The sequence below is a fragment of the Candidatus Zixiibacteriota bacterium genome, from assembly GCA_029860345.1.
GTDB lineage: Bacteria > Zixibacteria > MSB-5A5 > GN15 > FEB-12 > JAJRTA01.
The window spans coordinates 24,588-49,716 of sequence record JAOUBJ010000006.1 but is presented as its reverse complement, the minus strand read 5'-3'; the positions used below and the strand labels follow the sequence as shown (position 1 = coordinate 49,716).

Here is a 25,129-nt window from a genome sequence, read left to right as displayed (position 1 = left end):
GGGATACCTATCCGTGGTCTTCCATCTCTTCGATGTACTTCTCGGCCGCGACGGCGGCGGTCGTGCCGTCGCCGACCGCGTTGGTAATCTGACGCACCAGTTGTGAACGCACGTCGCCGCAAGCAAACACACCTTTGATCGATGTCTCCATCTTGTGGTCGGTGATGATATACCCACCCTGATCCTTGCGCAATGCTTCGCGGGTTATGTTGCTGTTAGGCACAAATCCGAGGAAGGGAAAACAGGCACCGACTTCTAACGTAGATTTCTCGCCGGTTTTGACGTTTTTCAGAGAGAGATTGGTAACCTGCTTGTCGCTGCCGTTGATCGATTCAACGATTGTATCCCAGATGAATTCGAGTTTCTCATTGGCGAAGGCCCGTTTCTGGACGATCTTGGCTGCTCTCAACTCATTGCGACGGTGGATCACGTAGACCTTCGATCCGAACTTGGTGAGGAACCCGGCTTCTTCCACCGCTGCGTCACCACCACCGACAACGGCGATGACCTGGTTGCGAAAGAAGGCACCATCGCAGATAGCGCAATATGACACTCCCTTGCCGGTGTACTCCGATTCACCGGGCACACCCAGCAGAACCGGCGAGCCACCGGTCGAGAGAATTATAGCCTTGGCCCGGTAAAGCATGCCGGAGGAACATCGGGCGACACGATCTGTGCCGTCGACATACACTTCTTCCACATCTTCGGTGACCATTTCCAATCCGAACTTCTGAGCATGGTTGGACATTTTGGTGGCCAACTCGAAGCCCGAGATATGTTCGAAGCCGGGATAGTCTTCGACTTCTTCGGTGTTGGCAATCTGTCCGCCGGGCATACCTTTCTCCAATACGATTGTTTTGCGCATGGCTCGTGCGCCATACAATCCGGCCGTCAATCCACCCGGTCCGCCACCGACGATTACTATATCGTAGTTCTTCTCTTCGGCCATCGTCAAATCCTCATGTATCTTTCCAAACCATCTTTCGTCTTCGTACGGCGGGTCCGTCTTCGAACCCGCCAGTGGCAAGCCACTTTTTCGCGCTTCGCGCGTTCTGTCATCCCGGACTTGATCCGGGATCCATCTTTTCTTGGGCGGGTCCGTCTTCGAACCCGCCAGCCGACTTGTAGGGCGGGTCCGTCTTCGAACCCGCCAGCCGACTTGTAGGGCGGGTCCGTCTTCGAACCCGCCACACCGTATCATAGCTATATCAACGGTGGGGGTAGTCAGAAGTTCACGGTTCATCACCCGCCAGTGAGTCTAATGATATTGTGGATTTCGAAAAACTCAAGCTTTTCCGGGCCATAAATGGCCTTTTGCGCTTTGCGCCTGCTCCCTGTCAGGTTGAGTGAAATGGGTTTGTTTTCCGGAAAAAAGTTTTTCTGTGGCGCCCTGTCTGTGCAAATGGGTTCGTTTGTGCCCTTTTTAAGTTTGCTCAACGGATGTAGTATTGAATCTGAGTCTTGCACGTAGGGCGGTGATACTTGCGGCGGTCTGTTTTGCTTTGGTAGTCATTGTCTGGTCCTTTTACAAGCCGACGTGCAGGCGCAATCTGGTGGTAATCGGCACGGTTTCTGTCTCCTGTAGGGCGGGTCCGTCTTCGAACCCGCCGCTTTTGCTTTCTTAGAGCCTAGATTTGTGTTATCATGTGTCCCAACAAAGGAGCCAGACGAAAGAATGGCAGACGTCAGACTACTTTTCCAGGGACTGGCGGAAGCTGGCCTTCGGGCGATACGGCAGGAGATATAGGAAGACACTCGTCAATGTACAACCTTTTCGTTTCTGGACACAAAGAAGACTGGGAGAGTGAACCGTACTTTCTTGAGCTGAATAGATGTTTATGCGAGTACACCGACGCAGCAATTACCGCACGATACGGTGACTTGACCGCCGGAGACATTATTGAACTGCTACGCCTTCCCTGTATATTTGCTTACGAGTCTTCGTGTAACAAAGCACCGAAGTTTGGCCGCCTACGCGACCTAACCAAACGCCAAGGGAAGGCTAAGATTGAATATGAAACTGAAGAATTGGACAAGTTCCTCACCGGATGGGATCTAGAGAAGAATTTGGCCTTTGAACTCGACATTCTCAATTGGGAAATGAATAGGACACATTGGGCCGTCAAAGACATAGACCTTGCCACTGAGTTGCGATCAAGAGACATCATATTGCCACCCTGGGCACGCACCGCAACCAAGGCGGTTGATATAACAAAACAAGAATTCGATGTAGCCTTGTCGTTCCCCGGTGAAATACGCGAATTCGTGAGAAGTGTGGCCGTCGAGCTTGAGAGCATAATCGGACCAGATTCATGCTTCTACGACCAGAACTTCACCTCACAACTTGCCATGCCGTCTCTTGATGATTTGCTACAAGACATTTATCGTAACCGTTCCAAGCTGGTCGTGGCTTTCTTGTGTAGCGATTTTCAAAATAAAGAGTGGTGTGGCATCGAATTCCGGGCAATCAAAGAGATCATAATGGAACGCGAGAACAAAAGGGTCATGTACGTCAGAATGGATGACGGCCATGTCGATGGAGTGTTAAAAACCGATGGATACATTGACGGCCGAGATCATAACCCGGCTGATATTGCACGGTACATCCAGCAACGAGTTGATTTGCTTAACGCCGACAATTGATCAGGGAACGTAACGCGACAGTGTTTAATGGCGGGTTCGAAGACGGACCCGCCCTACATGAAGAGGTAATCCAATAGCGGTTTTTTGAGACGGACCCGCCCTACTTTAGCCCAGCACAAGACCATACAGAACCGCCCTACATTGGAATCTTTGACGTAGGACCCGCCCTACTTTCTCCCGCTCACTCAGAGAATGACTGACATGTTCTGTCAGGGTCAGACCCTATCTTGTCAGTATGTCAAAACTGCTGCGATACTATGAACCGGGTCAATGCTGCTTCATAACATGTGTAACAGCCAATAGGCAGCCTGTGCTCGATAGACACGTCGGTCTGCTATTTCGTGCTGTAAGGAAAGCAAAACGCAAATCCCGTTTCACCGTAGTTGCCTGGGTAGTCCTTCCTGATCATTTTCATGCTATCATCGACAGTCCCGATGGAGATATCTCTGCGATCGTGCAGCGCATCAAACTCTCATTCGCACTTCAATGGCGTCGACTGTCCAAGGCTGATGGCGGAATATGGCAGCATAGATATTGGGATCACATTATTAGGTCGGAAGAAGATATGGCTCGCCATGTGGATTACGTTCATATCAATCCCGTGAAGCATGGTTTGGTTGGTTCTACGAAACAGTGGCGGTTTTCTTCATTCCATGGATTTCGGCGTGCGGGTCATTACGATGCCGATTGGGGAGAGGGAGGCGTGAGCGCAGATAATGATGTATATGGAGAGTGATTGGCCATTCAAGATGGCGGGTTCGAAGACGGACCCGCCCTACAAGAATGGCTACAGTGGCGGGTCCGAAGTCAGACTATCGATGTCGCCGACAGAGCCAGTCAAAGCGACTTTTTGAGAGTCGGACGTCGGCTCAGGGTTGTTGCGATGAACCCATGCCCTGATCTTGTTTCCCTCGGCCAGCAGCCTTTTGATCAAATGACCACCGAGAGAACCAGTGGAGCCGGTTACACCGACTCTCACCAATCAATACCTTTTTGTGCTGGGATGCCGTCCTGAAACGGATGTTTGATTTCAGTCATTTCGGTGACCAGGTCGGCTTGATCGATCAACCACTGAGGCGCGTCGCGTCCGGTGATCACGAGGTGCTGCCTGTCAGGACATGCCGATAGTAACTCGCGAACCTGATCGTCGGTGACCAACCCCAGTTTCAAGGCAACGTTTAGCTCGTCCAGGATGACCAGTTGAAAGTCGCCTGACTTGATCTTGTCAGTGGCCAATGCTAATCCATCAGCCGCTGCCTTTTTGTGTACCTCAATGTCCTTGTCATCATCTACAATGCCGACAAACCCCTCGCCGACGACATGTAGCTGCAGATTTGGTTCGAGGCGTTTCAGCCCCTCCAATTCACCATATTTCCAGCTGCCTTTGACAAACTGGATCAAACAGATTTTCCATCTATACCCAACGGCTCTGACGCACATACCCAAGGCAGCCGTGGTTTTCCCTTTACCCTGGCCGGTATAGACAATCTTTAATCCGGTGCTTGTTCCGTTTTTCTCAACCATGGCAGCAATCTGTTTTGTAACTCATGCTATTACAATAACTAAACTTAAAACAAAACGCAAGAGACCTTTTATTATCAGCATATTCTTATCAAAAAAAAAGTGATATTTTGTGAAAAAAGTCACGAATTCCTATTGACGGACGGTCAATTTGGAGTATATTGTCGGCGAAGTTAAAAACAGTCATTACAGGCCGTGTTTAACCGGCTTGTTAATGATCGACGGCGCAGTTTGCAGAAAGGTCGTTATGCAGTTTACAAAAGCTGAGGAATACGGGATGCAAGGGGTGTTGCATCTGGCCGACAAGGGTCAGGGCAAGGTTACACCTCTTTCTGAGATTTCTGAAGCCAGAGAAATACCTGAGAAGTTTCTGGCGAAGATTTTCCAGGCCCTTTCGCGGTCCGGTATTCTAAGATCGCATCGAGGCGTTCGGGGTGGGTTCACATTGGCCAAGTCGCCTTGTGATATTACCGTCAAGGATGTCCTTGAATCGATTCAGGGACCATATCACCTGACGAAGTGTATTCCGGATCCCGACAGCTGTCCGCGTGCATCTCAATGTGCTATGCGCGACTTGTTGGCCACCGCCGAGAAGCAGATGCTTGATGTTTTCACCGGTCACACTTTGGAGGACCTGGTGGCGATGGAACGGGCCAAGCAGGTCGAGCCGGGGGTGAAAGTAGCCAATTAGACGTATTTAGTTTACATCTGTCGGTTTGCTCCGTATCTTCCGGGCTGGTAAAGAACGGTTGAAAGAGAAAGTTGCAACCATGCCCGTAAAACCGGATCGATGGATCATAGATATGGTGCGTGAACATGAGATGATCAAGCCGTTTGCTGCATCTCAGGTGCGTACCGGTATCAGTTTTGGTACATCTTCTTATGGATATGATTTTCGTTTATCCAACGAGTTCAAAATCCTCGACGCTGCCAATATCAAGGAGCTTGACCCGGCTGGAATCCGACCGGAAGATTACAGAGATATTAAGGCAGACTCGATTTTGATTGAGCCCAACTCATTCGTTCTGGGGCGCACTATTGAGTACTTCAAGATTCCACGCGATATCCTCACTATCTGCTTCGGCAAATCGACTTATGCCCGGATGGGTGTCATAGTCAATGTCACTCCATTCGAGCCGGAGTGGGAGGGCTACGCCACGATCAGTCTCACCAACAGTGCACCGGTTCCGGCCCGTGTTTATGCCAATCAGGGAATCGCCCAACTGGTGTTCCTGGAGGCAGCAGAGGAGTGCATAAACTCGTATCGTGACAAAGCCGGCAAGTACCAGGCACAAAGAGAGATTACAATCTCAAAACCGGACTAACCAGCCGATAATAAATGGACAACAAGTTTTACGAAGACAAGACGGGAAGCTTCCAATGACCGACGAGAACGTTCAGACTATAGAGCAAGAGACTGTGACGAATAATACGCTCCGACGCAAGATGGTGACAATCGACGGCAACACGGCGGCCGCGTATGTAGCACACGCCACGAATGAAGTGATAGCCATTTATCCCATAACCCCTTCATCAAACATGGGCGAGGAAGCCGACGAGAAGTCGGCTCGGGGGGAGAAGAACATCTGGGGCAGTGTACCCAACGTGGTCGAGATGCAATCTGAAGCAGGTGCGGCCGGCGCCGTGCACGGTGCTCTGACCACCGGCGCGCTTACCACCACCTTCACCGCGTCGCAGGGTCTCTTGCTGATGATACCGAATATGTTCAAGATCGCAGGTGAACTTACGCCGACAGTGTTCCATGTTACGGCGCGCGCCGTGGCCAGCCATGCGCTGTCGATTTTCGGTGACCACTCCGATGTCATGTCCACCCGTACCACCGGATTCGGTTTGATCGCCTCCGGCTCGGTGCAGGAGGTGATGGACCTCGCCTTGATTTCGCAAGCTGTGGCCCTTAAGAGTCGGGTGCCGTTCGTGCATTTCTTTGACGGCTTTCGGACCTCACACGAGGTACAGAAAGTCCAGCAGATAACTTTCGAGGATATGCGTGACCTGCTGCCGGAAGACCTGATTACCCAACACCGCTTGCGCGCTCTGTCACCGGACAATCCTACTATTAAAGGTACAGCGCAAAACCCGGACGTCTTCTTCCAGTCGCGTGAGACGATCAATAAGTACTATGAAGCGACGCCGGAGATCGTCCAGGAACAGATGGACAAATTTGCAGCCGGTGTAGGTCGCCAGTATCATCTCTTTGACTATATAGGACATCCCGAGGCCGAGCATCTAGTCGTTGTCATGGGCACCGGCGCTGAAGTCGTGCACGAGACCGTCGAGGAACTCATGGAGCGTGATGAACGCGTGGGTGTGCTCAAAGTGAGGTTGTACCGACCGTTTTCGGCCGAGGCATTTGCCGCCGCACTACCGTCCACGGTCACTAAGATCGCCGTCCTCGACCGCACCAAAGAGCCGGGCGCGGTCGGTGAACCAATGTACACCGATGTGCAGTCGGCGCTAAGCGAAGCATACGACAACGACTGGCCGCGTCCAAAGACCCGTCCGTTGGTGATCGGCGGTCGCTACGGACTCGGATCGGCGGAATTCAATCTTCCCATGGCCAAGGCGGTGTTCGACAACCTGAAGAGTGATACACCCAAGAACCACTTCACCGTTGGTATCAATGACGATGTCACTCGGACTTCACTTGCTCTGGATACTTCGTTCGATCTTGAGGGTGAGAACTTCCGCGGAATGTTTTACGGTCTCGGTTCCGACGGCACTGTAAGCGCCAACAAGAATTCGATTAAGATCATCGGCGAAAACACCGACAACTTCGCCCAGGGTTATTTTGTTTACGACTCCAAGAAGGCCGGGGCCGTGACCGTCTCGCATGTACGGTTCGGTAAGGACCTGATTCGTAAGCCCTATCTGGTTACTTCGGCACAATTTGTCGCCTGTCACAACTTCTCCTTCCTGGAGAAATACGATATGCTGTCCAAACTGTGCGACGGTGGGACCTTCCTCTTGAACTCGCCGTTCGGGCCCGATGAAATCTGGGACCGAATGCCGCGCGAGGTTCAGCAGCAGATAATCGACAAAGAGGCTGCATTCTACGTAATTGACGCTCTCTCACTCGCCAAAGAACTTGGTCTCGGTGAGCATATCAGTGTGATTATGCAGACTGCTTTCTTCATGATCTCCGAGATTCTCCCCAAGGACCAAGCGAAGCAGGCAATCAAAGATGCAAACCGGAAGACCTTTGCCGGCAAGGGGGAGAAGGTTGTCAAGATGAACAACGACGCTGTCGACGGCGCTGTGGATGCGTTGCATAGTGTCGACTACCCCGGCACGGCAGACAGCAAACTATGGATGCCGCCAACCGTGCCCGAGCATGCCCCCGAATTCGTTCGCAATGTCACCGCCGAGATCATAGCCGGACGTGGTGAACAGTTGCCGGTCTCGGCCTTTCCCGATGACGGCACCTATCCCACCGCGACGACACAATGGGAAAAACGAAATATCGCCGTCGAGATACCTGTCTGGGAGGAAAAAGCCTGTATCCAGTGCAACGTCTGTTCGATTGTCTGTCCGCATGCAGCCATCCGACCCAAGCTGTACGACAAGGAACATCTGAATAATGCTCCCAGCGGGTTCAAGAGTATCGAAGCCATGAAACCGCACCAGGGAATGTTCTACAGTCTCCAGGTAGCGCCCGAAGACTGCACCGGGTGTGAGATATGTGTGCACGCTTGCCCGGCCTATGTCAAAGATGACAAGGGCAAGAAGACCGAGCGCAAAGCTATCAACATGGCTCCGCAGGCGCCGCTGCGTGAAGTCGAGGCGAAGAACTGGGCCTTCTTTGTTGACGAACTCCCGGAGACCGATCCGGCCCTGTACAACGTTGCCACCACCAAAGGTTCCCAGTTCGTCAAACCGCTTTTTGAGTTCTCGGGCGCCTGCGCCGGCTGTGGCGAGACACCCTATGTGAAACTAATGACTCAAATGTATGGTGACCGGGCCATCTGCGGGAACGCCACCGGATGTAGTTCGATTTACGGCGGTAATCTGCCGACGACACCATTTGCGGTACGGGCCGATGGGCTGGGACCGGCCTGGTCGAACTCGCTGTTTGAAGATTGTGCCGAGTTCGCTATGGGCATGCGTCTGACCGCCGACCGGCTGCAAACCTATGCCTTTGAAATGGTGCGTGAACTTATCCCCGAGATGTACGATGATCTTGCAGGCGCCGACCAATCTTCCCAGGAAGGAATCGAATCGCAACGCGGACGGGTTACCGCCTTGATGGACAAACTGCGCGGCTTGCCCCCCAGCGACCGCGTTACCGCCCTGCAAAACGTGGCCAATTTCCTGGTCAATAAATCTGTCTGGGGAATCGGTGGTGATGGATGGGCCTACGACATCGGGTTCGGCGGTCTCGACCACGTCATGGCCTCCGGCGACAATGTCAACCTGTTGGTGCTGGACACTGAAGTATACAGCAACACCGGCGGCCAAATGTCCAAGGCGACACCGCGCGGCTCAACGGCCAAATTCGCCGCCTCCGGCAAGCAGGGTTCCAAGAAAGACCTCGGCATGATGCTGATGTCGTATGGGTCCGTCTATGTCGCGCAGATTGCGATCGGGGCCAGCCACAACCAGACGGTCAAGGCGTTCGCCGAAGCCGAAGCGTACAACGGTCCATCGTGCATCATCGCCTACAGCCACTGCATCGCCCACGGTATCAATATGTCATTGGGACTCGAAGCCGAGAACCGCGCTGTCAAGTCCGGCCACTGGTTGCTCTATCGGTACCACCCGGACCGCATCGCCAAGGGTGAGAACCCATTGCAACTGGACAGTAAGGCGCCGTCAATTTCGTTTGAAGATTATGCCTATGCCGAGGGTCGTTTTCGAAAGCTCAAAGGTTCCCACCCGGAGCGCGCGCGCGATCTGCTGAAACTGGGCCAGCAGGATGTGGACCGTCGCTGGAACCTGTACTCTCAACTGGCTGCGATGGACTGGTCATCAGCGAAGGTGGAAGGGTAGCTTCGGACAAAACAAACCCACCCGTTGGGTGGGGTACCAATACAGAACAAAACAAGTAGGGCGGGTACGTCTTCGCCTGCGCGCCGCGGCGTGAACCCGCCTTTGTCGGCAGGACTGAGGACAGACCTGCCCTACGTTGAATGTAACACGCGGGTCGTCGTAAGGCGGCCCGCTTTCAACTTTTCATCTGTTAATTAAATGGCGGCTCGTACCGTAGATCCCCGCGGGGCGGCACCCCCTTAGCGGTGGCGCCCTACTGCATAATTGCCAATCTAACCCTGAGCAGAGTCGAAGGGTGAGTCTTTCTAATCGTTCATGCTTCGACTCCGCTCAGCATGAGGTGATAAATCACTTCTTTCGCAGCGAATTTTCTGACATCGTAATGAGGGCTTCGGCCAGTGCGCGAAGTGCGAGAAACAGGTTTCCCTGTCGCCCTTCGACTGCGCTCAGGGTGACCGGATCGGCAGATGTGGACATCTGCCGTGCACGAAAATGTCCGTCTTTCAAGTGGTGTAGGGCGACCTCGCCCGACACCCTGAGCTATCCAAGGACAGTCAGGCGAGTCGCCTGACTGCACCTGCAACATGAATACCGGCTAAACAAAAGCGGCAGGTCACACAAATCACGCGGTACGCATGATTCGCAAGACCTGCCGCAATATTGTAAGTTTGATGACAGCGCACGAAGTGCGAGAAACAGGTTTCCCTGTCACCCTTCGACTGCGCTCAGGGTGACCGGATCGGCAGATGTGGACATCTGCCGTGCACGTAACGCAAGGCGAAGGTTCGACTTCCTGGAGAGACAAGACAATACCAAGGAATCACGCGAAGCGCGTGATGTCGAAACCACAGGGGTTTCGACCTACGGTCTGAGCTTCCGCTACCGACTACTAACAGGATTCTACCAGTGGATACAATTCGCTGTTCTCAGACTTGATCCGCTTGTCCAAGGCGCCGAACACTGCCTTGGTGTCATCGATGAACCCCTGAGCGTTGTCACGCTTGGCACTTGCACCGCGCCATTTCTCAAGGTAATTCTGAAACGCTTCGGCCAACTGGCCCATTTCATCGATGTACTTTTGTGTCACCTGTTTGACTTTGTCATCGCGGTGTCCGAGCAGCTTCGGGTACAGAGATTTGTCCTCCATGGCCAGATGCATGGTCAGCTTACCGGCCAACTGGGACAACAGGTCTGAGATTTCGTCGGTTTCGTTGGTGACTTTGTCCACCTCAAGATGGGCTGAGATCTGTTCGACAAGCCTGACCAGGTCGGCGTGCTGCTTAACTAAGTTATCAGTCAATGCCATGATGGGTTTCCTCACTCATGTTACTGGTTACGGTTGTTTCTTAACCAGAGCCTGAACGACTGAACTTTCACGCAATGGCGAGCCCGGTTCCTATGCTTATAATGTCGACTCCCAGAGCCTATTCTTGAATCGCATAAGAACCGCGCCCTGAGCAGAGTCGAAGGGTGAACCGACTTGTCTCTCCCACCGTCTACTTGCGAGCCAACACTGCCAAGCGCTTGGCTTCATGATCGTATGGCGAACCTTCCAAACTACCGAACGCCTGCGCGGTACTAAAACCGCAATCCAAAAGTAGATTCTTCAACTCAGTCGCGGAGTATGGACGGTGGCAGAAATGTTGCTCTATGCGCTTGTCCCCTTTGAGTAAAATCCAACGGTTCTCCATCCAACTCCAGTCCCTGGCAGTATTGCGCTCTTCGAGGATAATGGTTCCATCCTCCTGTTCGTACCAGTCTCTTGGCTGAAAGATACGGGCCAGGGTTTCTTTGCCGCCCATTTCCATGAGCAGCACGCCGCCCGGTTTCAGAGAGTTGTAGATATTCAGGGCCGCCAGTTTATCGTCGGCCGGATCATCGAAGTATCCAAACGATGTAAACAGATTGATAGCCGCGTCAAACTTCTCCGGTTCACAGAAGTTGCGCATGTCTTCACACACGAGCCTGATTTCGAGTTGTTGTTTCTCCGCCTGCGCGGCAGCTCGATCAATATACCGTTGTGTCCGATCCACACCGGTCACGTCAAAGCCGCGACGGGCCAGTTCGATTGTGTGTCTGCCGACACCGCAACACATATCGAGTATTTTCATCGAGGGATCGAGTTTCATCAGCGCAATTACTTGTTCCATCTCGTCGGATGCTTGTTCGAGACGTTTCTCACCGAATATCAGCGATTCGGTGTCTTCCCAGAAATCTTCCCGCTCGTACCAGGGTTTGTCTTTGCTCATAAGTGAAGGTCCTATTCTCAGCTTTCTTTCGACCTCGTGGCGTGCACGACCCAAGCCACGGGTGTGAACTGCTGACAAATCAGTTCCATTCCGTTTTCGGCAAACATGTCGCTCAACTCGTCGATTCGGGAGAAAAACTCAGTCTCATCCAACCAGTCGTGCTCCTTCAGCCCGGCGGTTTCAGCCTGAGCGTTTTCAAACATGAGATCGCCGATAGAAACTACTCCGCCTGGTTTGAGCGCTCTTTTGAGTTCCTGCACTGCCGCCGGTTTTTCTTCGTGCAGTACATGATGAAAAGCGAAGGTGCTGACTATCGCATCGAAAGATGCATCGTCGGAGGGCAAAGACAAGAAGGGGTCTTCACACCAGGCCAGGCGCACGTCCGAGTGTCCGGCCAGTTTGATTTCCGCTTTGGCCAACATGCCCTTGTATGGGTCCAACCCAACGACCCTGGCGCCCAATTCGGCGCATAGGAGGGCCAGGTTACCGGTCCCGACGCCGATGTCGAGTACCTGCGAGCCTGGTCGTATATTGGCAACCTCGACCACAGCGGCCAAAATGTCTGCGTAACGGTCGAAACTGTTGCCGGTTGCTATTTCTTGATCATAGGTCTCGGCCCAGGTGTCAAACGACCACTCAGGTTTTTCGGAATTCTCGGTCACTACAACGTACCTCCGTTAAACAGAGTCTCAAGCGCACTCCGGCTCGTTTTAATGTGGCCGGAATTCCTCGCCAATGCCGTCTACAAACAACTCCACGCGTCCGCATCGTGAACAGACATAGACGTCAAAGTGCTGTTTCTTGACGAACAACTCGCCGATTTCTCCGAAGAATCCCCAGTTGGTGCCTTCGTGGAATTTCTTGGTGCCGACGTACTCAAGAGAGGTCCTGCACCGTGGGCATGACATCGGGTCAGCCGTGTCTTGTTCACTCATACCTGTCGCCTTTCGAACTGACGTTTTCGGTCGGTGTATCGATGAACTGTATACTCCGGCAGTCAGTCGGGAATTCAACGGCTAAAGCTCCAATGACTCACCCGGTTTCAGGATTACAACCTCCGAGCAAGTTACCTTGGCCGCGAATTCATCCGGGCTGCCCTCAATTACCGGCCAGGTGCTATAGTGAAATGGCACCACCTTTTTGGCCTGCAGGAACTCGGCGGCCTTGGCGGCGTCGTCGATGCCCATCGTGAAGTTGTCACCAATCGGCAGAAAAGCCAGGTCGATTTTGTTCATGTCGCCGATCAGCTTCATGTCGTAAAACAGACCGGTGTCACCCGGGTGGTAGATCAACTTCCCACCTATTGTCACCAGAAAACCAACCGGCGGGCCGGTGTAGCGTGAGGCATCCTCGCCATAGCCGCCGCCGTGGTGAGCGATAGTCAGTTTAACGCTGCCGAAATCGAAGTCGAATCTGCCACCGATATGCATAGGATGGATTTCGCAGCCATCTTTTGCGATCAGGTTGGCCAATTCGAAGTTAGCGATCACTGTTGCGCCGTTGCGCTTGGCGATAGCGACGCTGTCGCCCACATGGTCGCCGTGGCCATGAGTGACGAGCACGTAGTTGGCCTTGATGTCATCGGCGCTCACCGTCGCTTGTGGGTTGTCGGTCAGAAAGGGATCGATTATCAGTCGGTGCTCCCCTTCCGTAATGGTGACACAGGAGTGTCCGAGAAATCGTACTTGCGGCATTGTTGGTTCCTCCGGGCTGGAAAAATTCAAAAGCAAATCACCCGGCAAGAAAACCAGTATATCCCAATTTGTCAATAATTGGCTGGGCGGCGATACAAAAACACAATCAGCCCACCGGCGCCGCTCCCAGCTGTTCGGCGGTGGCCGGTTGCACCTTGACACGATGCCGGCCCTGCTCGGAAGTCACGGTAACTTCGACCTGTGGTTCGTGGCGCGCGGAGCTGTAGCGGGCTGTAATTGCGGCCGCCTTTTCGATTGACTCTTCACTTGCCTCGCCGATTAGTAATGTGACAGGTGAACCGATCTCCTCCGCTTCCAGCCGAATGTGTTCGGGTCTGGCGCAGGAAGCGATCGCCCGGTTGTCACTTTCGTGGCGACCGACTATGATCTTCAGGCTGGGACTCAACCGAAAGTGACGCCCGGCTCGCAGCAGATTGAGGTCGTCGAAAGTAATCCGCTCCGAGTGCCCCAACAAGTCACGCAGCCGTCCCGAATAAGCGGCGTCTGTAAGCAGACAGCCGGATGCAGGTGAGGGGTAGTCATCAAGACCAAACTGCTGGGCCAGCTCCATCTGTCTCTTGCGACTCCGTCCGCTGATTCCTTCGAGCTGTTCCCGATCAACCATGCCGCTCAGCTCGGCGTCGGTCGGCGGAAGCAGTTTGGCCGAGAGCGGTCTCAGCAGTTTTCCCTTGAGCCCCGAGTGTTTGATGGTGAGGAACAGTTTGTCCTTGACCTGCGACATAGGTCGTTGGCCCATGACTTCACCGGTGACGACAAAGTCGGCGCCGGACATCTCCATGAACTCGCGCGCTTCGCTGAGCATCAATACCCGGCAATCGGTGCATGGATTCATGTTCTTGCCCCGGCCGAATTGCGGGTTCTTAACGATGTCGACAAACTTCTCACCCAGGTGCATCAGCTTGACATTGAACCCGAACTTCTCCGCCGCCGGGTAAGGATCGGAGCCACACGATGAGCGATCGCCCAGATCGCAACCGAAGTGGGTCATGAAGGTCAGAGCGGTCACCTCAATGTCTTGGTTGAGCATTAATAAAATGGCCAGCGCCGAGTCCAATCCGCCTGAAAACAGGGCGATGGCGTGTCCGCGTTTCTTTGATCTATCGTTCAAAATCAACCTTACATAATGTCGTGTCCAACGATACTGAACGGCCGTAACCGGCGTATGTATAACGTAAGACGGTCGCAGTTTTGAGGGCTCAATATAGGAATTTTCCAGGAAAAGGATAGTCCCTTTTAGCCTTGACTTGTCCGAACATAGCCGGTACAATGACGGCCAAAGTGTTGAAAACATGTCCATTTTCCGACTGATAAACAACTGGCTCAGTAACTTCGCCTACGAGACGCAGAGTCTCTTCTTCTTCAGCCTGCGAATGATCGGAGCCTTTTTCTCCAGGCGGTGGTACGTCACAGAGACGATGGAGCAGATGTACGTGATCGGCGTCGGATCGCTCTATCTGGTGGTGCTCACCGGTATATTTGCGGGGCAGGGTTTTGCTTTTGCCTTTTCGATGGAACTGGCCGACTTTGGCGCCAAGAATTACCTGGGACGTATCCTGGCTATCAGTATTATCCGTGAACTCGGTCCGGTTCTGACCGGTCTGATGTTTGCGGCGCGTGTTTCGGCCGGAATCACTTCCGAGATCGGCGCCATGAAGTCGGCCCACCAGATCGATGCCATGGAAGCGTTCGGTATTGATCCCCTGAAGAAGCTGGCCGTACCGAGACTTATCGCACTGGTAGTGATGGTGCCCGTTCTGACGATCATTTGTGATGCCATTGCCCTGCTCGGCGGATGGATGATTGCCGTCCTTGTCGCCCATGTCACTTCCACCATGTACTGGGCGACTGTGCGGGATCGATTGATTTTCGGCAATCTGTTGGTCGGTATTCTGAAGCCGATCGTATTCTCACTGGTGATTGCCTTCATGGCTTGTTACAAAGGTTTCACCGCTGAAGGTGGCACCAAGGGTGTTGGTCAAGCCACTACGCGGTCGGTGGTGTGGACCTCAATAACGATCCTGATCGTCAATTTCTTCATCACCCGCGTTGTCTTCAACTGGATAAAGGGCTACCTATGATCGAACTGAAGCAGGTACATTTTTCATACGGCGACAAGCCGGTGTTGAACGACGTTACATTTGAGATCCAGGACTCCGAATCGGTGGTAATTATGGGTCCTTCCGGATCGGGGAAGTCTACAGTTTTGAGATTGATACTGGGTCTGGAGTGTCCCAATCAGGGAGAGGTGCTGGTCGACCACAAGAATATCTGTCGGTTGAAGCAAAAGGCGCTTCGAGAAGTACGCAAGAAAATCGGAATGGTATTTCAGGACGGCGCATTGTTTGATTCGCTCACCGTCGGTGAGAATATCGGCTACTACCTGATCGAACACACCAGGCTCCCGTGGGAGGAAATCGAAGAACGAGCCCGCACCATGCTCGGTTTTGTCGGTCTCGATGCCGATGACTTGATCGACAAACTACCCGACCAACTCTCCGGTGGTATGCGCCGTCGTGTAGCTATCGGCCGGGCGCTTCTGTCGACCGATCCGAAGATTATGCTCTACGACGAACCGACCACCGGACTGGACCCCTACGCTACCCGAAACGTTATAAACCTGATCAACAAATTGCATCATGAGCGCTCGATCTCGTCCATCGTGGTGACACATCAGATCGCCGATGCCTTTGCAGTGTCGGATCGCTTCGTGGTTATATCCAAAGGTCGGGTGGCTTTTGACGGGTCGCTGGAGCAGTTGCGAGAGAGTACTGATCAACAAGTGGTCGAATTCCTGGAGCCTTTTCGGTCTTCGATGGAAGGAGTGGTCAAACGGAAATTTGTTGATGGCGCCGTGTGAAATCGACATTATATAGTGCTACGGCTGTTACGAAAGAGGCGTATACAGAACATGAATATTAAAGGTAACAATAGATGAAGCGATCGTCGTCGACCAAGTGGGGCAGTCTGAAAGTGGGAGCGGTATTGGTAGTGGCGATTGCAGCCGCCTTGTGGGCATCGCTCACCGGTGGCGGGACTTCGATTTTTGATCCCAAGAGCGATTTCTTGTGCTACTTCGCCAATGTCAATGGATTGGTCAAGGGCTCGCCGGTCTGGATGTCGGGCGTGGAAATCGGTAATGTGCGTCGGGTTACCTTTGTCAATATCGATTCACTCAGACAGGTCGAAGTGACGTGCAAAGTGAAAAGCTCGGTGTGGGACATGATAACCGATAACGCGCGCGTGCAACTTGGCTCCATTGGTTTTCTCGGTGACAAGTATCTCGAACTTGATCCCGGCCGACCCGGCGGAGTACCGATTGAGAACGGCGCCATTGTGCCTACCCGAGATGCCGGCAGCGCTCAAGCGATGTTTCTCGAAGGCGAACGTGCGCTCAGCGAAGCAGGCGATATGGTCAGCAATCTCGATGATGTCCTCGCCCGTATGAACCGTGGCGATGGCACGCTCGGTAAGTTGTCCACCGACGACAAACTCTACACCGATATGACCGCGTTGCTGGCGCGCCTGACAAAACTGACGGCCGCGCTGCAGAAAAACCAGGAGCGCATTGTCTCGTCGATTGAGCAAACCTCGAATGCCGTCACCGGATTGGCCGACCGGGTCGACTCCAACAGCGGCACACTGGGGCGTCTAATGAACGATCCGGCCCTGTACGACAATCTGGCTACAACTTCGGCCCGACTGGACTCGGTCATCCACAAGATCAACACTGCCGAAGGATCGCTCGGTCTGTTGGTCGCCGATACTGCGCTCTACATCGAAGCGGTCAACATGATGGCTCGCATCAACAACCTTGTTACCGACATTGAGGCCAACCCCAAGAAGTATTTCAAGTTTAGTGTGTTTTAGCCCATAAACGGGTTTTTCGTGGCCCGCGATGTAAGGCTTGGTTCTTAGTTGGGTGGGTCCATCGTCGGACGCGCCAACTTCAGCGCTGCACTGTTGTGTCAGGCCTTGAGTCCGTACCGACGGAATTGTGACCTGACACCGATAAATCGGCTTCTTACGCTTCGCGCGCAAGTCATGTCGCAACCATACGATGTCATGCTGAGCGCAGTCGAAGCATGAGCCCTACGGTGTAGGGATTCACCCTTCGACTGCGCTCAGGGTGACAGTGTCAGAACCGATTAGGTTCATTCTTCCAAGTCCCCTCTTGAGAGTCGGTTTAGGGGTGTGTTATTTGAGTCACTCGAAGAAGAAACACACACCGCACTTTGGGCACCACACGGTACCCCACCCAGAGGCCTTGCGGCGGGTGGGATCTTTAGGGGCTGTCTCGGACCTGGCAGTTGCGCTAGGTCCTTTCCCCCGCCACGGGCGGGGGCTGACACCCTGCGCGTTGATAAGCTGCAGGGTCACACCTTCACCTTTGGTGAAGCCAGGTCCCTGCTGAACGGCAAAGAACACACGTGGTGCACGAGGACGTACACCACGCACAAGAAAGACCGGGTGGATTCCGGCCTGCGCTGGAACGACAGAGTTGTGCTTCGACTCCGTTCAGGGTGAGGTGGGTGGTGCTCAGGGTGAGCTTGAAGGGGGAAGAACTGGATTCCGGCCTGCGCTGGAACGACAGAAGTGGCGCGCGGAGCGCGAGAAAGTGATTTATCACCGCGGAGCGCGAGAAAGTGATTTATCACCCTTCAACTCCGCTCAGAGTGAGGTTAGTGATAATTAGAGTTAGTTCTGCAACGTGGCGAAGCCACAAGAACAGGGCTTGACCCTGTCACCCCACGACTTTGAGGCGGGCGTACTTGGCCATGATCTTCTTGATACCGATACCGGTGAACATGATCTCCAATCGCAACGACTCACCGAAACCATCAGCCCCGACGATCTTACCACGACCAAAGGTCGGGTGTTGCACAATCCGTCCCGGTCTGAGCCCCGCGTGATCGTTGTCCCATTCGTAGTGTACGCCCTCCGGAACGGCCGCGTCGGTGGTTGAATCGCCGAATAGGCTGCGGGCGGGGGTCGGTCGATGAGTCCGGGTTGGTAATGTCTTTAGATTGACCGCATCGATCAATTCTTCGGGAATCTCTTTGATAAAGCGTGAGGGTATCGACATAACCTCACCAAACCGAAAGCGGCTGCTGGCCGTGGAAAGATAGAGCCGCTTGCGAGCGCGAGTGGCGCCCACATAGAAAAGACGCCGCTCCTCTTCGAGTTCCATGGGGTCATCCATGGCTCGTTGCAGCGGGAAGAGACCATCTTCCAAACCGACGATAAACACGCTGTCGTATTCCAGCCCCTTGGCTGCGTGCAGCGTCAACAGGGTCACTTTGTCCTCAGTCGCCTGGTAAGCGTCGAGATCGGTGTACAGCGAGATCGATTCCAGATAGTCGACCAGCGTTGTGGGACCGTTGGTGCGCGCGAAGGTCGCGGCGCCTTCGATGAAGGCTTCGATATTCTCCACGCGTGTCCGTCCGACAGTTTTGTCTTCATCCAGGAGGATACTGATCAGTTTCAGTTCGTCGACCAACTCCTGGGCAAACAGATCGATTGGCATTTCCTGATGTTTTTTGCGAAACCGTTCGACCAGGTCCACAAACGGCATCAGACGTCTCAAGATGGCCGCCAATTCAGGATAGGAATCCGCATTGGCAATGATCTGATAGCAGGAACGACTCTCCCGACGCGCCAACTCCATAATAACGCCGACCGACTTGGCCCCGAGACTCCGCTTGGGATAGTTGATGATACGTTGGAATGAAACGTCATCGAGCGGATTTGCGATCAGTTTCAAGTAGGCCAAAAGATCCTTGATCTCTTTACGCTGGTAGAAGGCGATGCCACCCACGATCTGGTACGGAAGATTGCGCCGACGCAGTTGTTCCTCAAAGGCGCGCGACTGAGCATTTGTGCGGTAGAGCACGGCCATTTCATTCAGCGGCGTGTCCAGACGTCCCTGATCAATGTAGTCCACGATCTTGGCCGCCTCGGTTTCGGCATTGTCAACGTATAGTAGCTTTACCGGATCGCCCACTTGTCCTGACGAGTGCAGAGTCTTCCCTTTGCGCGCTTCGTTGTGGGCTATAACCGCCGAAGCAGCTCCCAAAATCGTCTGTGTTGACCGGTAATTCTGTTCCAGCTTGATTACTTTTGCGCCGGGGTAGTCTTTTTCAAAATCGAGAATGTTGCGAATGTCGGCGCCGCGCCAGCCGTAGATCGACTGGTCCTCATCGCCGACGACGCAGACGTTGTGATGGGCTCCGATAATGTGTTTAAGCATCAGGTACTGGACATGATTGGTGTCCTGGTATTCGTCGACCATGACATATCGGAACCGATTCCGGTAGCGCTCGCCGACTGCCTTATTGTCTTTCAGCAGCAGCACCGTGTTGTACAGCAGATCGTCGAAGTCCATGCCGTTGCATTCGCGCAGGCGTTTTTCGTAGAGCAGATATATTCTGGCCGTGGTCTCTTCAAAGTAACCCGATGCCGATGAGGCGAAGACATCAGCCGAAGTCATTTGGTTTTTGGCGTTGGATATTTTGCGACGTTGCGCTTTGGGCGCAAACTGGTTGACATTCACGCCAAGCTCGGTTATGCAGGACTTGACCAGGCTGACCGAATCGATGTCATCAAAAATGGTGAACGACGTATCGTAGCCCAGTTCTCCCGCTTCACGCCTCAGGAGTCGGGCGCAAAAAGAGTGAAAGGTCGACACCGAGAGCTTCTCAATACAACCACCAAGCAGCGAGGCCACTCGCTGTTGCATTTCACCGGCCGCTTTGTTAGTGAAGGTTACGGCCAGAATCTGATACGGCTCAGCCAACCGTTCATAAAGTATATGAGCCAGCCGTCTGGTCAACACGCGCGTCTTGCCGGAACCGGCTCCGGCTATTATCAGAAGCGGCCCTTCAGTGGTGGTGACCGCCGCGCGCTGCGCTTCGTTGAGATCGTCCAGCAATCGGTTCATAATAACGGGGTTGAATATACACGGCGGTTGGTGATTAGCAATGACATTAAGTGTCCATTTTGACCAGAGTGGGTGTTTTTATTGGTAACCACCGCCCACGAAAAAACCCCCGACCTTCTGGTCGGAGGTTGATTGCTTGTGTGACGACCAAGGTCGTTCTGGACCCTACTCGTAAACGGATACCTGCTTGCGATCCTTGCCGACCCGTTCGAACTTGACCACGCCGGTCACTTTGGCGAACAAGGTGCAGTCTTTGCCCATGCCGACATTGTAGCCGGGTTTTATCTTCGTGCCGCACTGGCGCACGATTATCGATCCGGCCGGGATTGCCTGGCCGCCGTATACTTTGGTTCCCCGTCGCTGACCGTTTGAGTCGCGACCGTTCTTGGAAGAACCGACACCTTTCTTATGAGCCATACTGACCTCTATCTACTGAGCGTTCTTTTCTCAATACCTATAAGCTGTATATCGCCGGATTTCGCGGCAACTACAGCCGTCTATTATAACAATTCGGCGCCCAATTGCAAGCGAAATCTGTAACTGATTGTCGGGCAGGGGATTGATCGGAGTCGAGAGTGGGCGGTTGGAGCCAGCGTTTGTATAAGAGTAGCCAAGCGAAGGCAATTGGGTTATGTTGATCCGGAACTCAAGTGGAGGAATGATTATGCGACAACTGATTCTGGTGGTTCTCGCAATCGCTCTGCCATTGACCACTGCGATGCCCTGGGATGAGACCATCGTCGATACCGTAGAAACGCAGTGGCCGGATGGTCGACTCAGAGAACGGTATAACACGGTCTACACTGGAGGCAACGAGAGGACTTTCAAGGAAGGGCCGTATCGCTCATGGTATCAGAACGGGCAATTGGAATACGATGGTGCGTACGAGGATGATATGAAGGCTCTAACCTGGACAAGGTGGGATAGCGTTGGAAGAAAGATCGAGCAAGTGTCCTATCTCGCCGGGAAGAAGCATGGCAAAGAAGTCACCTGGCGTCCGAATCTGAAGATTCACAAGTTCTACCAATACCGAGACGGTGAACTTCATGGTAAGTGCATCCTGTATGATCCTTATTGGGACCTCGCTAATGGGGTACACCGTGGGTTCGAGGCAATCTGGTTCTATGTCGAGGGTGCTCTGCTCGCTACCCTCAAACCCCTGGATAGCACTTTCTTTCATGATGATATCTTTCATGCCAAGACCTACTACGATTCGGCCAAGGATGTCTTCGTCGAAAAGGACAAATGGGACCGGGAGTTCTATGTAGGCAAGCAAGTCGACGGCAAGAAGCACGGCAAGTGGATACTGTGGACTCCTGAGGGGGATAAGAAAAGAGTCGATTTTTATCAGAATGGCAAGTTACTGGAGTTTTGACCGTCACTGTGACACAAGAAAAAAACGGCCGAGTCTGAGACCCGGCCGCTGTATGTCAAAACATGTGCCTAAGCGATCAATTCGAGTTGGTGATCTCCGTCGGCGTGTCTTTCTTTGACGATGACGACTTGTCAAAGGTGAAGGTGAGTTGCTCCTCGGTTGCGCCCACAATCAGGTTACAGTCGCCGGCATACTGACCTCTGAGAATCTCCTCGGCCATTGGATCTTCCAGATACTTCTGCAACGCCCGCTTCAAAGGTCGGGCGCCGAAGGCCGGATCGAAACCCTTATCGGCCAGGAATTCGCAAGCCTCGGGCGTCAATCGGAAGCTGATTCCTTTTTCAGCCATCCGTGTGGCAATATCGGCCACCAGGATGTGAATGATCTCCTTGATATGATCACGATCGAGCGAGTGGAAGATGAGCGTTTCATCAATCCGGTTGAGTAGTTCCGGATTGAACATCTTCTTCAGTTCTTCCTTGATTTTCTTTTCCATGTTCTCGTGAGTTGCGTCAACCTGCTGAGCATCAAACCCGACCGTCTTGCCGTCACGAAGCTGCCGGGTACCCACGTTCGAGGTCATGATGACCACGGTGTTTTTGAAATCGACCTTGCGACCGAACGAGTCGGTCAGCGATCCATCGTCGAACAACTGCAGGAGAATATTGAAAACATCGGGATGGGCCTTTTCGATTTCGTCCAGGAGCACGACCGAGTACGGTTTGCGACGGACCTTCTCGGTCAACTGGCCGCCTTCTTCGTAGCCGACATAGCCGGGAGGAGCACCGATCAAACGCGACACGGCAAACTTCTCCATGTACTCAGACATGTCGATACGAATCAGCGAGTCGACATCATCGAACAAGAACTGCGCCAGTGATCGGGCCAGTTCGGTTTTGCCTACACCGGTAGGTCCCAGGAACATGAAGGCGCCAATGGGTCGCCGCGGATCGGCCAGCCCCGCGCGGGCACGGCGGATCGCCTTGGCAATAGTGGCTAGCGCATCGGCCTGTCCGATGATGGTCTTGCCAAGTTCTTCTTCCATTCTAAGTAGTCGTTTAGACTCGCTTTCCTCCAGGCGGAACAGCGGGATGCCGGTCATCTTGGCCAGCACTGTTGCCACCTCATCATCGGTAAGAATGATTTTCTGTTCTTCGCGGGCGGCTTCCCAGTCTTTCTGCATCTGATCGAGCTTGTCCTTTTTGGCCTTGATCTCGTCGCGTAGTTGGGCGGCGGTTTCAAAGGCCTGGTTCTTGACCGACTGCTCTTTCTTCTGTTGCAGTTCGACAATCTCATTTTCGGTCTCTGAGAATTCCGGTGGTCGTGTGTAGCTTGACAGATGCGAACGCGAACCGGCTTCATCGATCAGGTCGATAGCCTTGTCCGGTTGGAATTTGCCGGACACATAGCGGTTCGACAGCTTGACCGCCGCCTCAATGGCTTCATCGGAAATGGTCAATTGATGATGCTCTTCATACTTATGACGGAGGCCTGAGAGAATCTTGATAGTATCTTCTTCGCTCGGCGGCTCAACCATCACCGTTTGGAAACGGCGTTCCAGTGCGCCGTCCTTCTCGATATACTTGCGATACTCGTTCAGGGTCGTGGCGCCGATACAGCGGAGTTCGCCTCGCGACAATGACGGCTTGAAAATGTTCGAGGCATCCAGCGATCCTTCGGCGCCACCGGCGCCGACGATTGTATGCAGCTCATCGATAAAAATGATAACATCGTTGGCGTTGATAATCTCGGTCATGACCGCTTTGAGACGCTCTTCAAACTGACCACGGTACTTGGTTCCCGCGACCAATGAGGCCATATCCAGAGTTACCACTCGTTTGTTTTCAAGAATTTGCGGGACACGGTTCTCCACGATGCGCTGGGCCAGCCCCTCTACAATGGCTGTCTTGCCGACGCCCGGTTCACCAATCAGCACCGGGTTGTTCTTCTTGCGGCGGGAGAGTACCTGCGCCACTCGTTCGATCTCCTCATGGCGACCGATAATAGGATCCAGTTTGCCGCGGCGGGCCAGTTCGGTGAGGTCACGGCCGAAATGATCCAGGGCGGGAGTTTTCGATTTCTTACGCTTCTTCTTGAACGACGAAGGCTTGCCGTTCTGGACATTCTTGAGTTCTTCGTAGGCTTCTTTGTAGTCGATCTCATAGGTGGAAAGCACTTGGGCGGCCACCCCTTCCTCGTCCTTAAGGAGGGCCAGCAGAATGTGTTCGGTGTCGATATCCTTGGACTTCAGCGCCCGCGCTTCCTGGCCGGAAACTTCCAGCGTCTTTTTGGCCCGTGCTGTTAGAGGAAGCTGGCCCATTGTCATGGTGCCACCGGCCGGCTGAACCACATCCTCAATCGAGGCTTTCAGGTCGCTCAGTTCCAGGCCGAGGTTGGCGATGATTTCCGTGGCTGTCCCTTCACCCAGGCGTATAAGCCCCAGCAGGAGATGCTCGGTTCCAATATAATCATGTCGCAAGCGGGCTGCTTCGTCGCGAGCGAATTCAATCGCCTTGCGCGCTTGCTCTGTGAACATCTCATTCATGCGTTGTATCCTTCCTCTGTATGTTCAACGAAAAACTTTTCTGCAAATCCATAAGTCAACATTTTCTGAGTCCATCAGTTCTCGAACTTCCGCAATTTCTCACGCACCATCTGGGCCCGCACGAAGTCACGACGGGTAGCATCCATCTCACGACCGTAGTATTTTTGCAGGTGCGACGGTTGCGACAAGAGCAGGATTTCATTCACAAGAGCAACGTCCAGAAAATCGATGATTTTCATGGCGTGCCCCAGACGCACCGCCGACAGGAGGTTCATGACCTCTTCGGATGTCAGCACGCGGGCGTGTTTGAGTATCCCATAGGCTCGCCAGATTTTGTCTTCGATCATATCGGCCGCCTCGTTGACCAGTCGCTGACGAGCGCCGGCTTCATTCTCGATAATCTCGTCGGCCACTCGGTTGATCTGCCTTAAGGTTTCATCTTCGGAGACACCGAGCGTTGTCTGGTTGGAAAGTTGAAAAAGATTCCCCAGCACATCGCTGCCTTCGCCGTAGAAACCGCGCACAACCAGGCCGCTTCGGGTGATATGCGAGATGACTTTGTCTATTTCGCGTGTCAACACCAGACCCGGCAGGTGTATCAAAACCGAAGCGCGCATGCCGGTGCCGACGTTGGTGGGGCAGGCGGTGAGATACCCGAAATCGGGATCGTAGGCATACTCCAGGTGGCCGGAAATCTCAGCATCGTAGGTCGTAGCCAATTTGTAGGCGCCTTCAGGGTCGAGACCGGGAGAAAGCGCCTGGATTCTCAGATGATCCTCTTCGTTGACCATGACCGACAACCGTTCCTGGGGATCGATGTACAGCGCTTTGGAACTTTCGCCATTAAGAAAGCCGGGAGATATCAGGTGACGCTCGACCAGGAAATCCTGATCCAGTTTGCTCAGGTCGGTCGCCTTGTAGTATAGTCCCTCCGACAACAATTTGGAACGAGCTCGCGTGGAGTCGAAGTAATTTACGATCCTATCACGCGTGGCGCTGTCGGCCGACCCGGGAAACTGACACCCGGCGACATTACGGGCCAGACGGACACGGCTTGAGAGAACCACCAGCGACTCTCTGCCTTTCCCGGACAACCAGGCGGCCGGGGTTCGGGCCATTTCTTCAAACATCGTTTCC

General features: G+C 53.5%; 22 protein-coding genes. 9 read left to right on the top strand and 13 right to left on the bottom strand.

Features of this window, described 5'->3' with window-relative positions; genetic code table 11:
• Nucleotides 1-7: 7 nt before the first annotated feature.
• A complete protein-coding gene (trxB, locus tag OEV49_07910) occupies nt 8-949 on the bottom strand; it encodes a thioredoxin-disulfide reductase (GenBank protein ID MDH3890997.1) in 942 nt (313 codons plus the stop codon).
• 812 nt (nt 950-1,761) lie between these two features.
• Between trxB and OEV49_07905 the strand changes: the two genes are divergently transcribed.
• Nucleotides 1,762-2,643, top strand: a complete 882-nt coding sequence (locus tag OEV49_07905; GenBank protein ID MDH3890996.1) for a TIR domain-containing protein — start codon at nt 1,762-1,764, stop codon at nt 2,641-2,643.
• A gap of 235 nt (nt 2,644-2,878) precedes the next feature.
• Nucleotides 2,879-3,379: a transposase gene (locus OEV49_07900; protein MDH3890995.1), complete on the top strand. Its 501-nt coding sequence runs from the start codon at nt 2,879-2,881 to the stop codon at nt 3,377-3,379.
• A gap of 51 nt (nt 3,380-3,430) precedes the next feature.
• On the opposite strand, the gene OEV49_07895 is transcribed toward OEV49_07900, so the two are convergent.
• Both OEV49_07895 and cobO read right to left on the bottom strand, forming a co-directional pair.
• Nucleotides 3,431-3,622: an NAD-dependent epimerase/dehydratase family protein gene (locus OEV49_07895; protein ID MDH3890994.1), complete on the bottom strand. Its 192-nt coding sequence runs from the start codon at nt 3,620-3,622 to the stop codon at nt 3,431-3,433.
• Entirely contained in the window at nt 3,619-4,167 is a 549-nt protein-coding gene (gene cobO, locus OEV49_07890; GenBank protein MDH3890993.1) for a cob(I)yrinic acid a,c-diamide adenosyltransferase, read from the bottom strand. Before cobO ends, OEV49_07895 begins: the two co-directional genes overlap by 4 nt.
• Before the next feature lie 244 nt (nt 4,168-4,411).
• Here cobO and OEV49_07885 point away from each other — a divergent pair, with 244 nt between their 5' ends.
• The 3 genes from OEV49_07885 (at nt 4,412) to nifJ (ending at nt 9,171) form a co-directional block, all read left to right on the top strand.
• Complete coding sequence (locus OEV49_07885; protein ID MDH3890992.1) at nt 4,412-4,855, top strand: Rrf2 family transcriptional regulator; 444 nt, start codon at nt 4,412-4,414, stop codon at nt 4,853-4,855.
• A gap of 79 nt (nt 4,856-4,934) precedes the next feature.
• The gene (dcd, locus tag OEV49_07880; GenBank protein MDH3890991.1) at nt 4,935-5,489 is read left to right on the top strand and encodes a dCTP deaminase; all 555 of its coding nucleotides are present in this window, start codon (nt 4,935-4,937) and stop codon (nt 5,487-5,489) included.
• A gap of 55 nt (nt 5,490-5,544) precedes the next feature.
• Nucleotides 5,545-9,171 (top strand): pyruvate:ferredoxin (flavodoxin) oxidoreductase, encoded by a 3,627-nt coding sequence (nifJ, locus tag OEV49_07875; protein MDH3890990.1) that lies wholly within the window; start codon nt 5,545-5,547, stop codon nt 9,169-9,171.
• Between the two features lie 889 nt (nt 9,172-10,060).
• On the opposite strand, the gene OEV49_07870 is transcribed toward nifJ, so the two are convergent.
• From OEV49_07870 to OEV49_07845, 6 genes are all read right to left on the bottom strand, one after another.
• Complete coding sequence (locus OEV49_07870) at nt 10,061-10,477, bottom strand: hemerythrin domain-containing protein (protein MDH3890989.1); 417 nt, start codon at nt 10,475-10,477, stop codon at nt 10,061-10,063.
• Between the two features lie 190 nt (nt 10,478-10,667).
• Complete coding sequence (locus tag OEV49_07865; protein MDH3890988.1) at nt 10,668-11,420, bottom strand: class I SAM-dependent methyltransferase; 753 nt, start codon at nt 11,418-11,420, stop codon at nt 10,668-10,670.
• Between the two features lie 17 nt (nt 11,421-11,437).
• Nucleotides 11,438-12,082, bottom strand: coding sequence for a class I SAM-dependent methyltransferase (locus OEV49_07860; protein MDH3890987.1), 645 nt, complete (start codon nt 12,080-12,082; stop codon nt 11,438-11,440).
• 48 nt (nt 12,083-12,130) lie between these two features.
• On the bottom strand, nt 12,131-12,355 hold the full coding sequence (locus tag OEV49_07855; GenBank protein MDH3890986.1) for a hypothetical protein: 225 nt from the start codon (nt 12,353-12,355) through the stop codon (nt 12,131-12,133).
• A gap of 81 nt (nt 12,356-12,436) precedes the next feature.
• The gene (locus OEV49_07850; protein ID MDH3890985.1) at nt 12,437-13,114 is read right to left on the bottom strand and encodes a metal-dependent hydrolase; all 678 of its coding nucleotides are present in this window, start codon (nt 13,112-13,114) and stop codon (nt 12,437-12,439) included.
• Between the two features lie 106 nt (nt 13,115-13,220).
• Nucleotides 13,221-14,243: a hypothetical protein gene (locus OEV49_07845; GenBank protein ID MDH3890984.1), complete on the bottom strand. Its 1,023-nt coding sequence runs from the start codon at nt 14,241-14,243 to the stop codon at nt 13,221-13,223.
• A 181-nt stretch (nt 14,244-14,424) separates the two neighbouring features.
• Between OEV49_07845 and OEV49_07840 the strand changes: the two genes are divergently transcribed.
• The 3 genes from OEV49_07840 to OEV49_07830 all read left to right on the top strand — a co-directional run bounded on the left by OEV49_07840 (nt 14,425) and on the right by OEV49_07830 (nt 17,002).
• On the top strand, nt 14,425-15,213 hold the full coding sequence (locus OEV49_07840; protein MDH3890983.1) for an ABC transporter permease: 789 nt from the start codon (nt 14,425-14,427) through the stop codon (nt 15,211-15,213).
• Nucleotides 15,210-15,992, top strand: coding sequence for an ATP-binding cassette domain-containing protein (locus tag OEV49_07835; protein ID MDH3890982.1), 783 nt, complete (start codon nt 15,210-15,212; stop codon nt 15,990-15,992). Before OEV49_07840 ends, OEV49_07835 begins: the two co-directional genes overlap by 4 nt.
• Nucleotides 15,993-16,066: 74 nt before the next feature.
• Nucleotides 16,067-17,002 carry an MlaD family protein gene (locus tag OEV49_07830; protein MDH3890981.1) on the top strand — a complete coding sequence of 312 codons (936 nt, stop codon included), beginning with the start codon at nt 16,067-16,069 and terminating at the stop codon, nt 17,000-17,002.
• 874 nt (nt 17,003-17,876) lie between these two features.
• On the opposite strand, the gene OEV49_07825 is transcribed toward OEV49_07830, so the two are convergent.
• Both OEV49_07825 and rpmA read right to left on the bottom strand, forming a co-directional pair.
• A complete protein-coding gene (locus tag OEV49_07825) occupies nt 17,877-20,072 on the bottom strand; it encodes a UvrD-helicase domain-containing protein (protein MDH3890980.1) in 2,196 nt (731 codons plus the stop codon).
• Between the two features lie 165 nt (nt 20,073-20,237).
• On the bottom strand, nt 20,238-20,489 hold the full coding sequence (rpmA, locus tag OEV49_07820) for a 50S ribosomal protein L27 (protein MDH3890979.1): 252 nt from the start codon (nt 20,487-20,489) through the stop codon (nt 20,238-20,240).
• Between the two features lie 247 nt (nt 20,490-20,736).
• Between rpmA and OEV49_07815 the strand changes: the two genes are divergently transcribed.
• Nucleotides 20,737-21,447, top strand: a complete 711-nt coding sequence (locus OEV49_07815) for a hypothetical protein (GenBank protein ID MDH3890978.1) — start codon at nt 20,737-20,739, stop codon at nt 21,445-21,447.
• Between the two features lie 76 nt (nt 21,448-21,523).
• Here OEV49_07815 and OEV49_07810 read toward each other — a convergent pair whose 3' ends face one another.
• Nucleotides 21,524-23,992 carry an ATP-dependent Clp protease ATP-binding subunit gene (locus OEV49_07810; GenBank protein ID MDH3890977.1) on the bottom strand — a complete coding sequence of 823 codons (2,469 nt, stop codon included), beginning with the start codon at nt 23,990-23,992 and terminating at the stop codon, nt 21,524-21,526.
• Nucleotides 23,993-24,066: 74 nt separating this feature from the next.
• Complete coding sequence (locus OEV49_07805; protein ID MDH3890976.1) at nt 24,067-25,122, bottom strand: protein arginine kinase; 1,056 nt, start codon at nt 25,120-25,122, stop codon at nt 24,067-24,069.
• Nucleotides 25,123-25,129: the final 7 nt, after the last annotated feature.

What these genes read in the sequence shown, in the direction of transcription:
- trxB (MDH3890997.1), bottom strand. Translation starts at nt 949, where the DNA reads ATGGCCGAAGAGAAGAACTACGATATAGTAATCGTCGGTGGCGGACCG.
- OEV49_07905 (MDH3890996.1), top strand. Translation starts at nt 1,762, where the DNA reads ATGTACAACCTTTTCGTTTCTGGACACAAAGAAGACTGGGAGAGTGAA.
- OEV49_07900 (MDH3890995.1), top strand. Translation starts at nt 2,879, where the DNA reads ATGTCAAAACTGCTGCGATACTATGAACCGGGTCAATGCTGCTTCATA.
- cobO (MDH3890993.1), bottom strand. Translation starts at nt 4,167, where the DNA reads ATGGTTGAGAAAAACGGAACAAGCACCGGATTAAAGATTGTCTATACC.
- OEV49_07885 (MDH3890992.1), top strand. Translation starts at nt 4,412, where the DNA reads ATGCAGTTTACAAAAGCTGAGGAATACGGGATGCAAGGGGTGTTGCAT.
- dcd (MDH3890991.1), top strand. Translation starts at nt 4,935, where the DNA reads ATGCCCGTAAAACCGGATCGATGGATCATAGATATGGTGCGTGAACAT.
- nifJ (MDH3890990.1), top strand. Translation starts at nt 5,545, where the DNA reads ATGACCGACGAGAACGTTCAGACTATAGAGCAAGAGACTGTGACGAAT.
- OEV49_07870 (MDH3890989.1), bottom strand. Translation starts at nt 10,477, where the DNA reads ATGGCATTGACTGATAACTTAGTTAAGCAGCACGCCGACCTGGTCAGG.
- OEV49_07865 (MDH3890988.1), bottom strand. Translation starts at nt 11,420, where the DNA reads ATGAGCAAAGACAAACCCTGGTACGAGCGGGAAGATTTCTGGGAAGAC.
- OEV49_07855 (MDH3890986.1), bottom strand. Translation starts at nt 12,355, where the DNA reads ATGAGTGAACAAGACACGGCTGACCCGATGTCATGCCCACGGTGCAGG.
- OEV49_07850 (MDH3890985.1), bottom strand. Translation starts at nt 13,114, where the DNA reads ATGCCGCAAGTACGATTTCTCGGACACTCCTGTGTCACCATTACGGAA.
- OEV49_07840 (MDH3890983.1), top strand. Translation starts at nt 14,425, where the DNA reads ATGTCCATTTTCCGACTGATAAACAACTGGCTCAGTAACTTCGCCTAC.
- OEV49_07835 (MDH3890982.1), top strand. Translation starts at nt 15,210, where the DNA reads ATGATCGAACTGAAGCAGGTACATTTTTCATACGGCGACAAGCCGGTG.
- OEV49_07830 (MDH3890981.1), top strand. Translation starts at nt 16,067, where the DNA reads ATGAAGCGATCGTCGTCGACCAAGTGGGGCAGTCTGAAAGTGGGAGCG.
- OEV49_07825 (MDH3890980.1), bottom strand. Translation starts at nt 20,072, where the DNA reads ATGAACCGATTGCTGGACGATCTCAACGAAGCGCAGCGCGCGGCGGTC.
- rpmA (MDH3890979.1), bottom strand. Translation starts at nt 20,489, where the DNA reads ATGGCTCATAAGAAAGGTGTCGGTTCTTCCAAGAACGGTCGCGACTCA.
- OEV49_07815 (MDH3890978.1), top strand. Translation starts at nt 20,737, where the DNA reads ATGCGACAACTGATTCTGGTGGTTCTCGCAATCGCTCTGCCATTGACC.
- OEV49_07810 (MDH3890977.1), bottom strand. Translation starts at nt 23,992, where the DNA reads ATGAATGAGATGTTCACAGAGCAAGCGCGCAAGGCGATTGAATTCGCT.
- OEV49_07805 (MDH3890976.1), bottom strand. Translation starts at nt 25,122, where the DNA reads ATGTTTGAAGAAATGGCCCGAACCCCGGCCGCCTGGTTGTCCGGGAAA.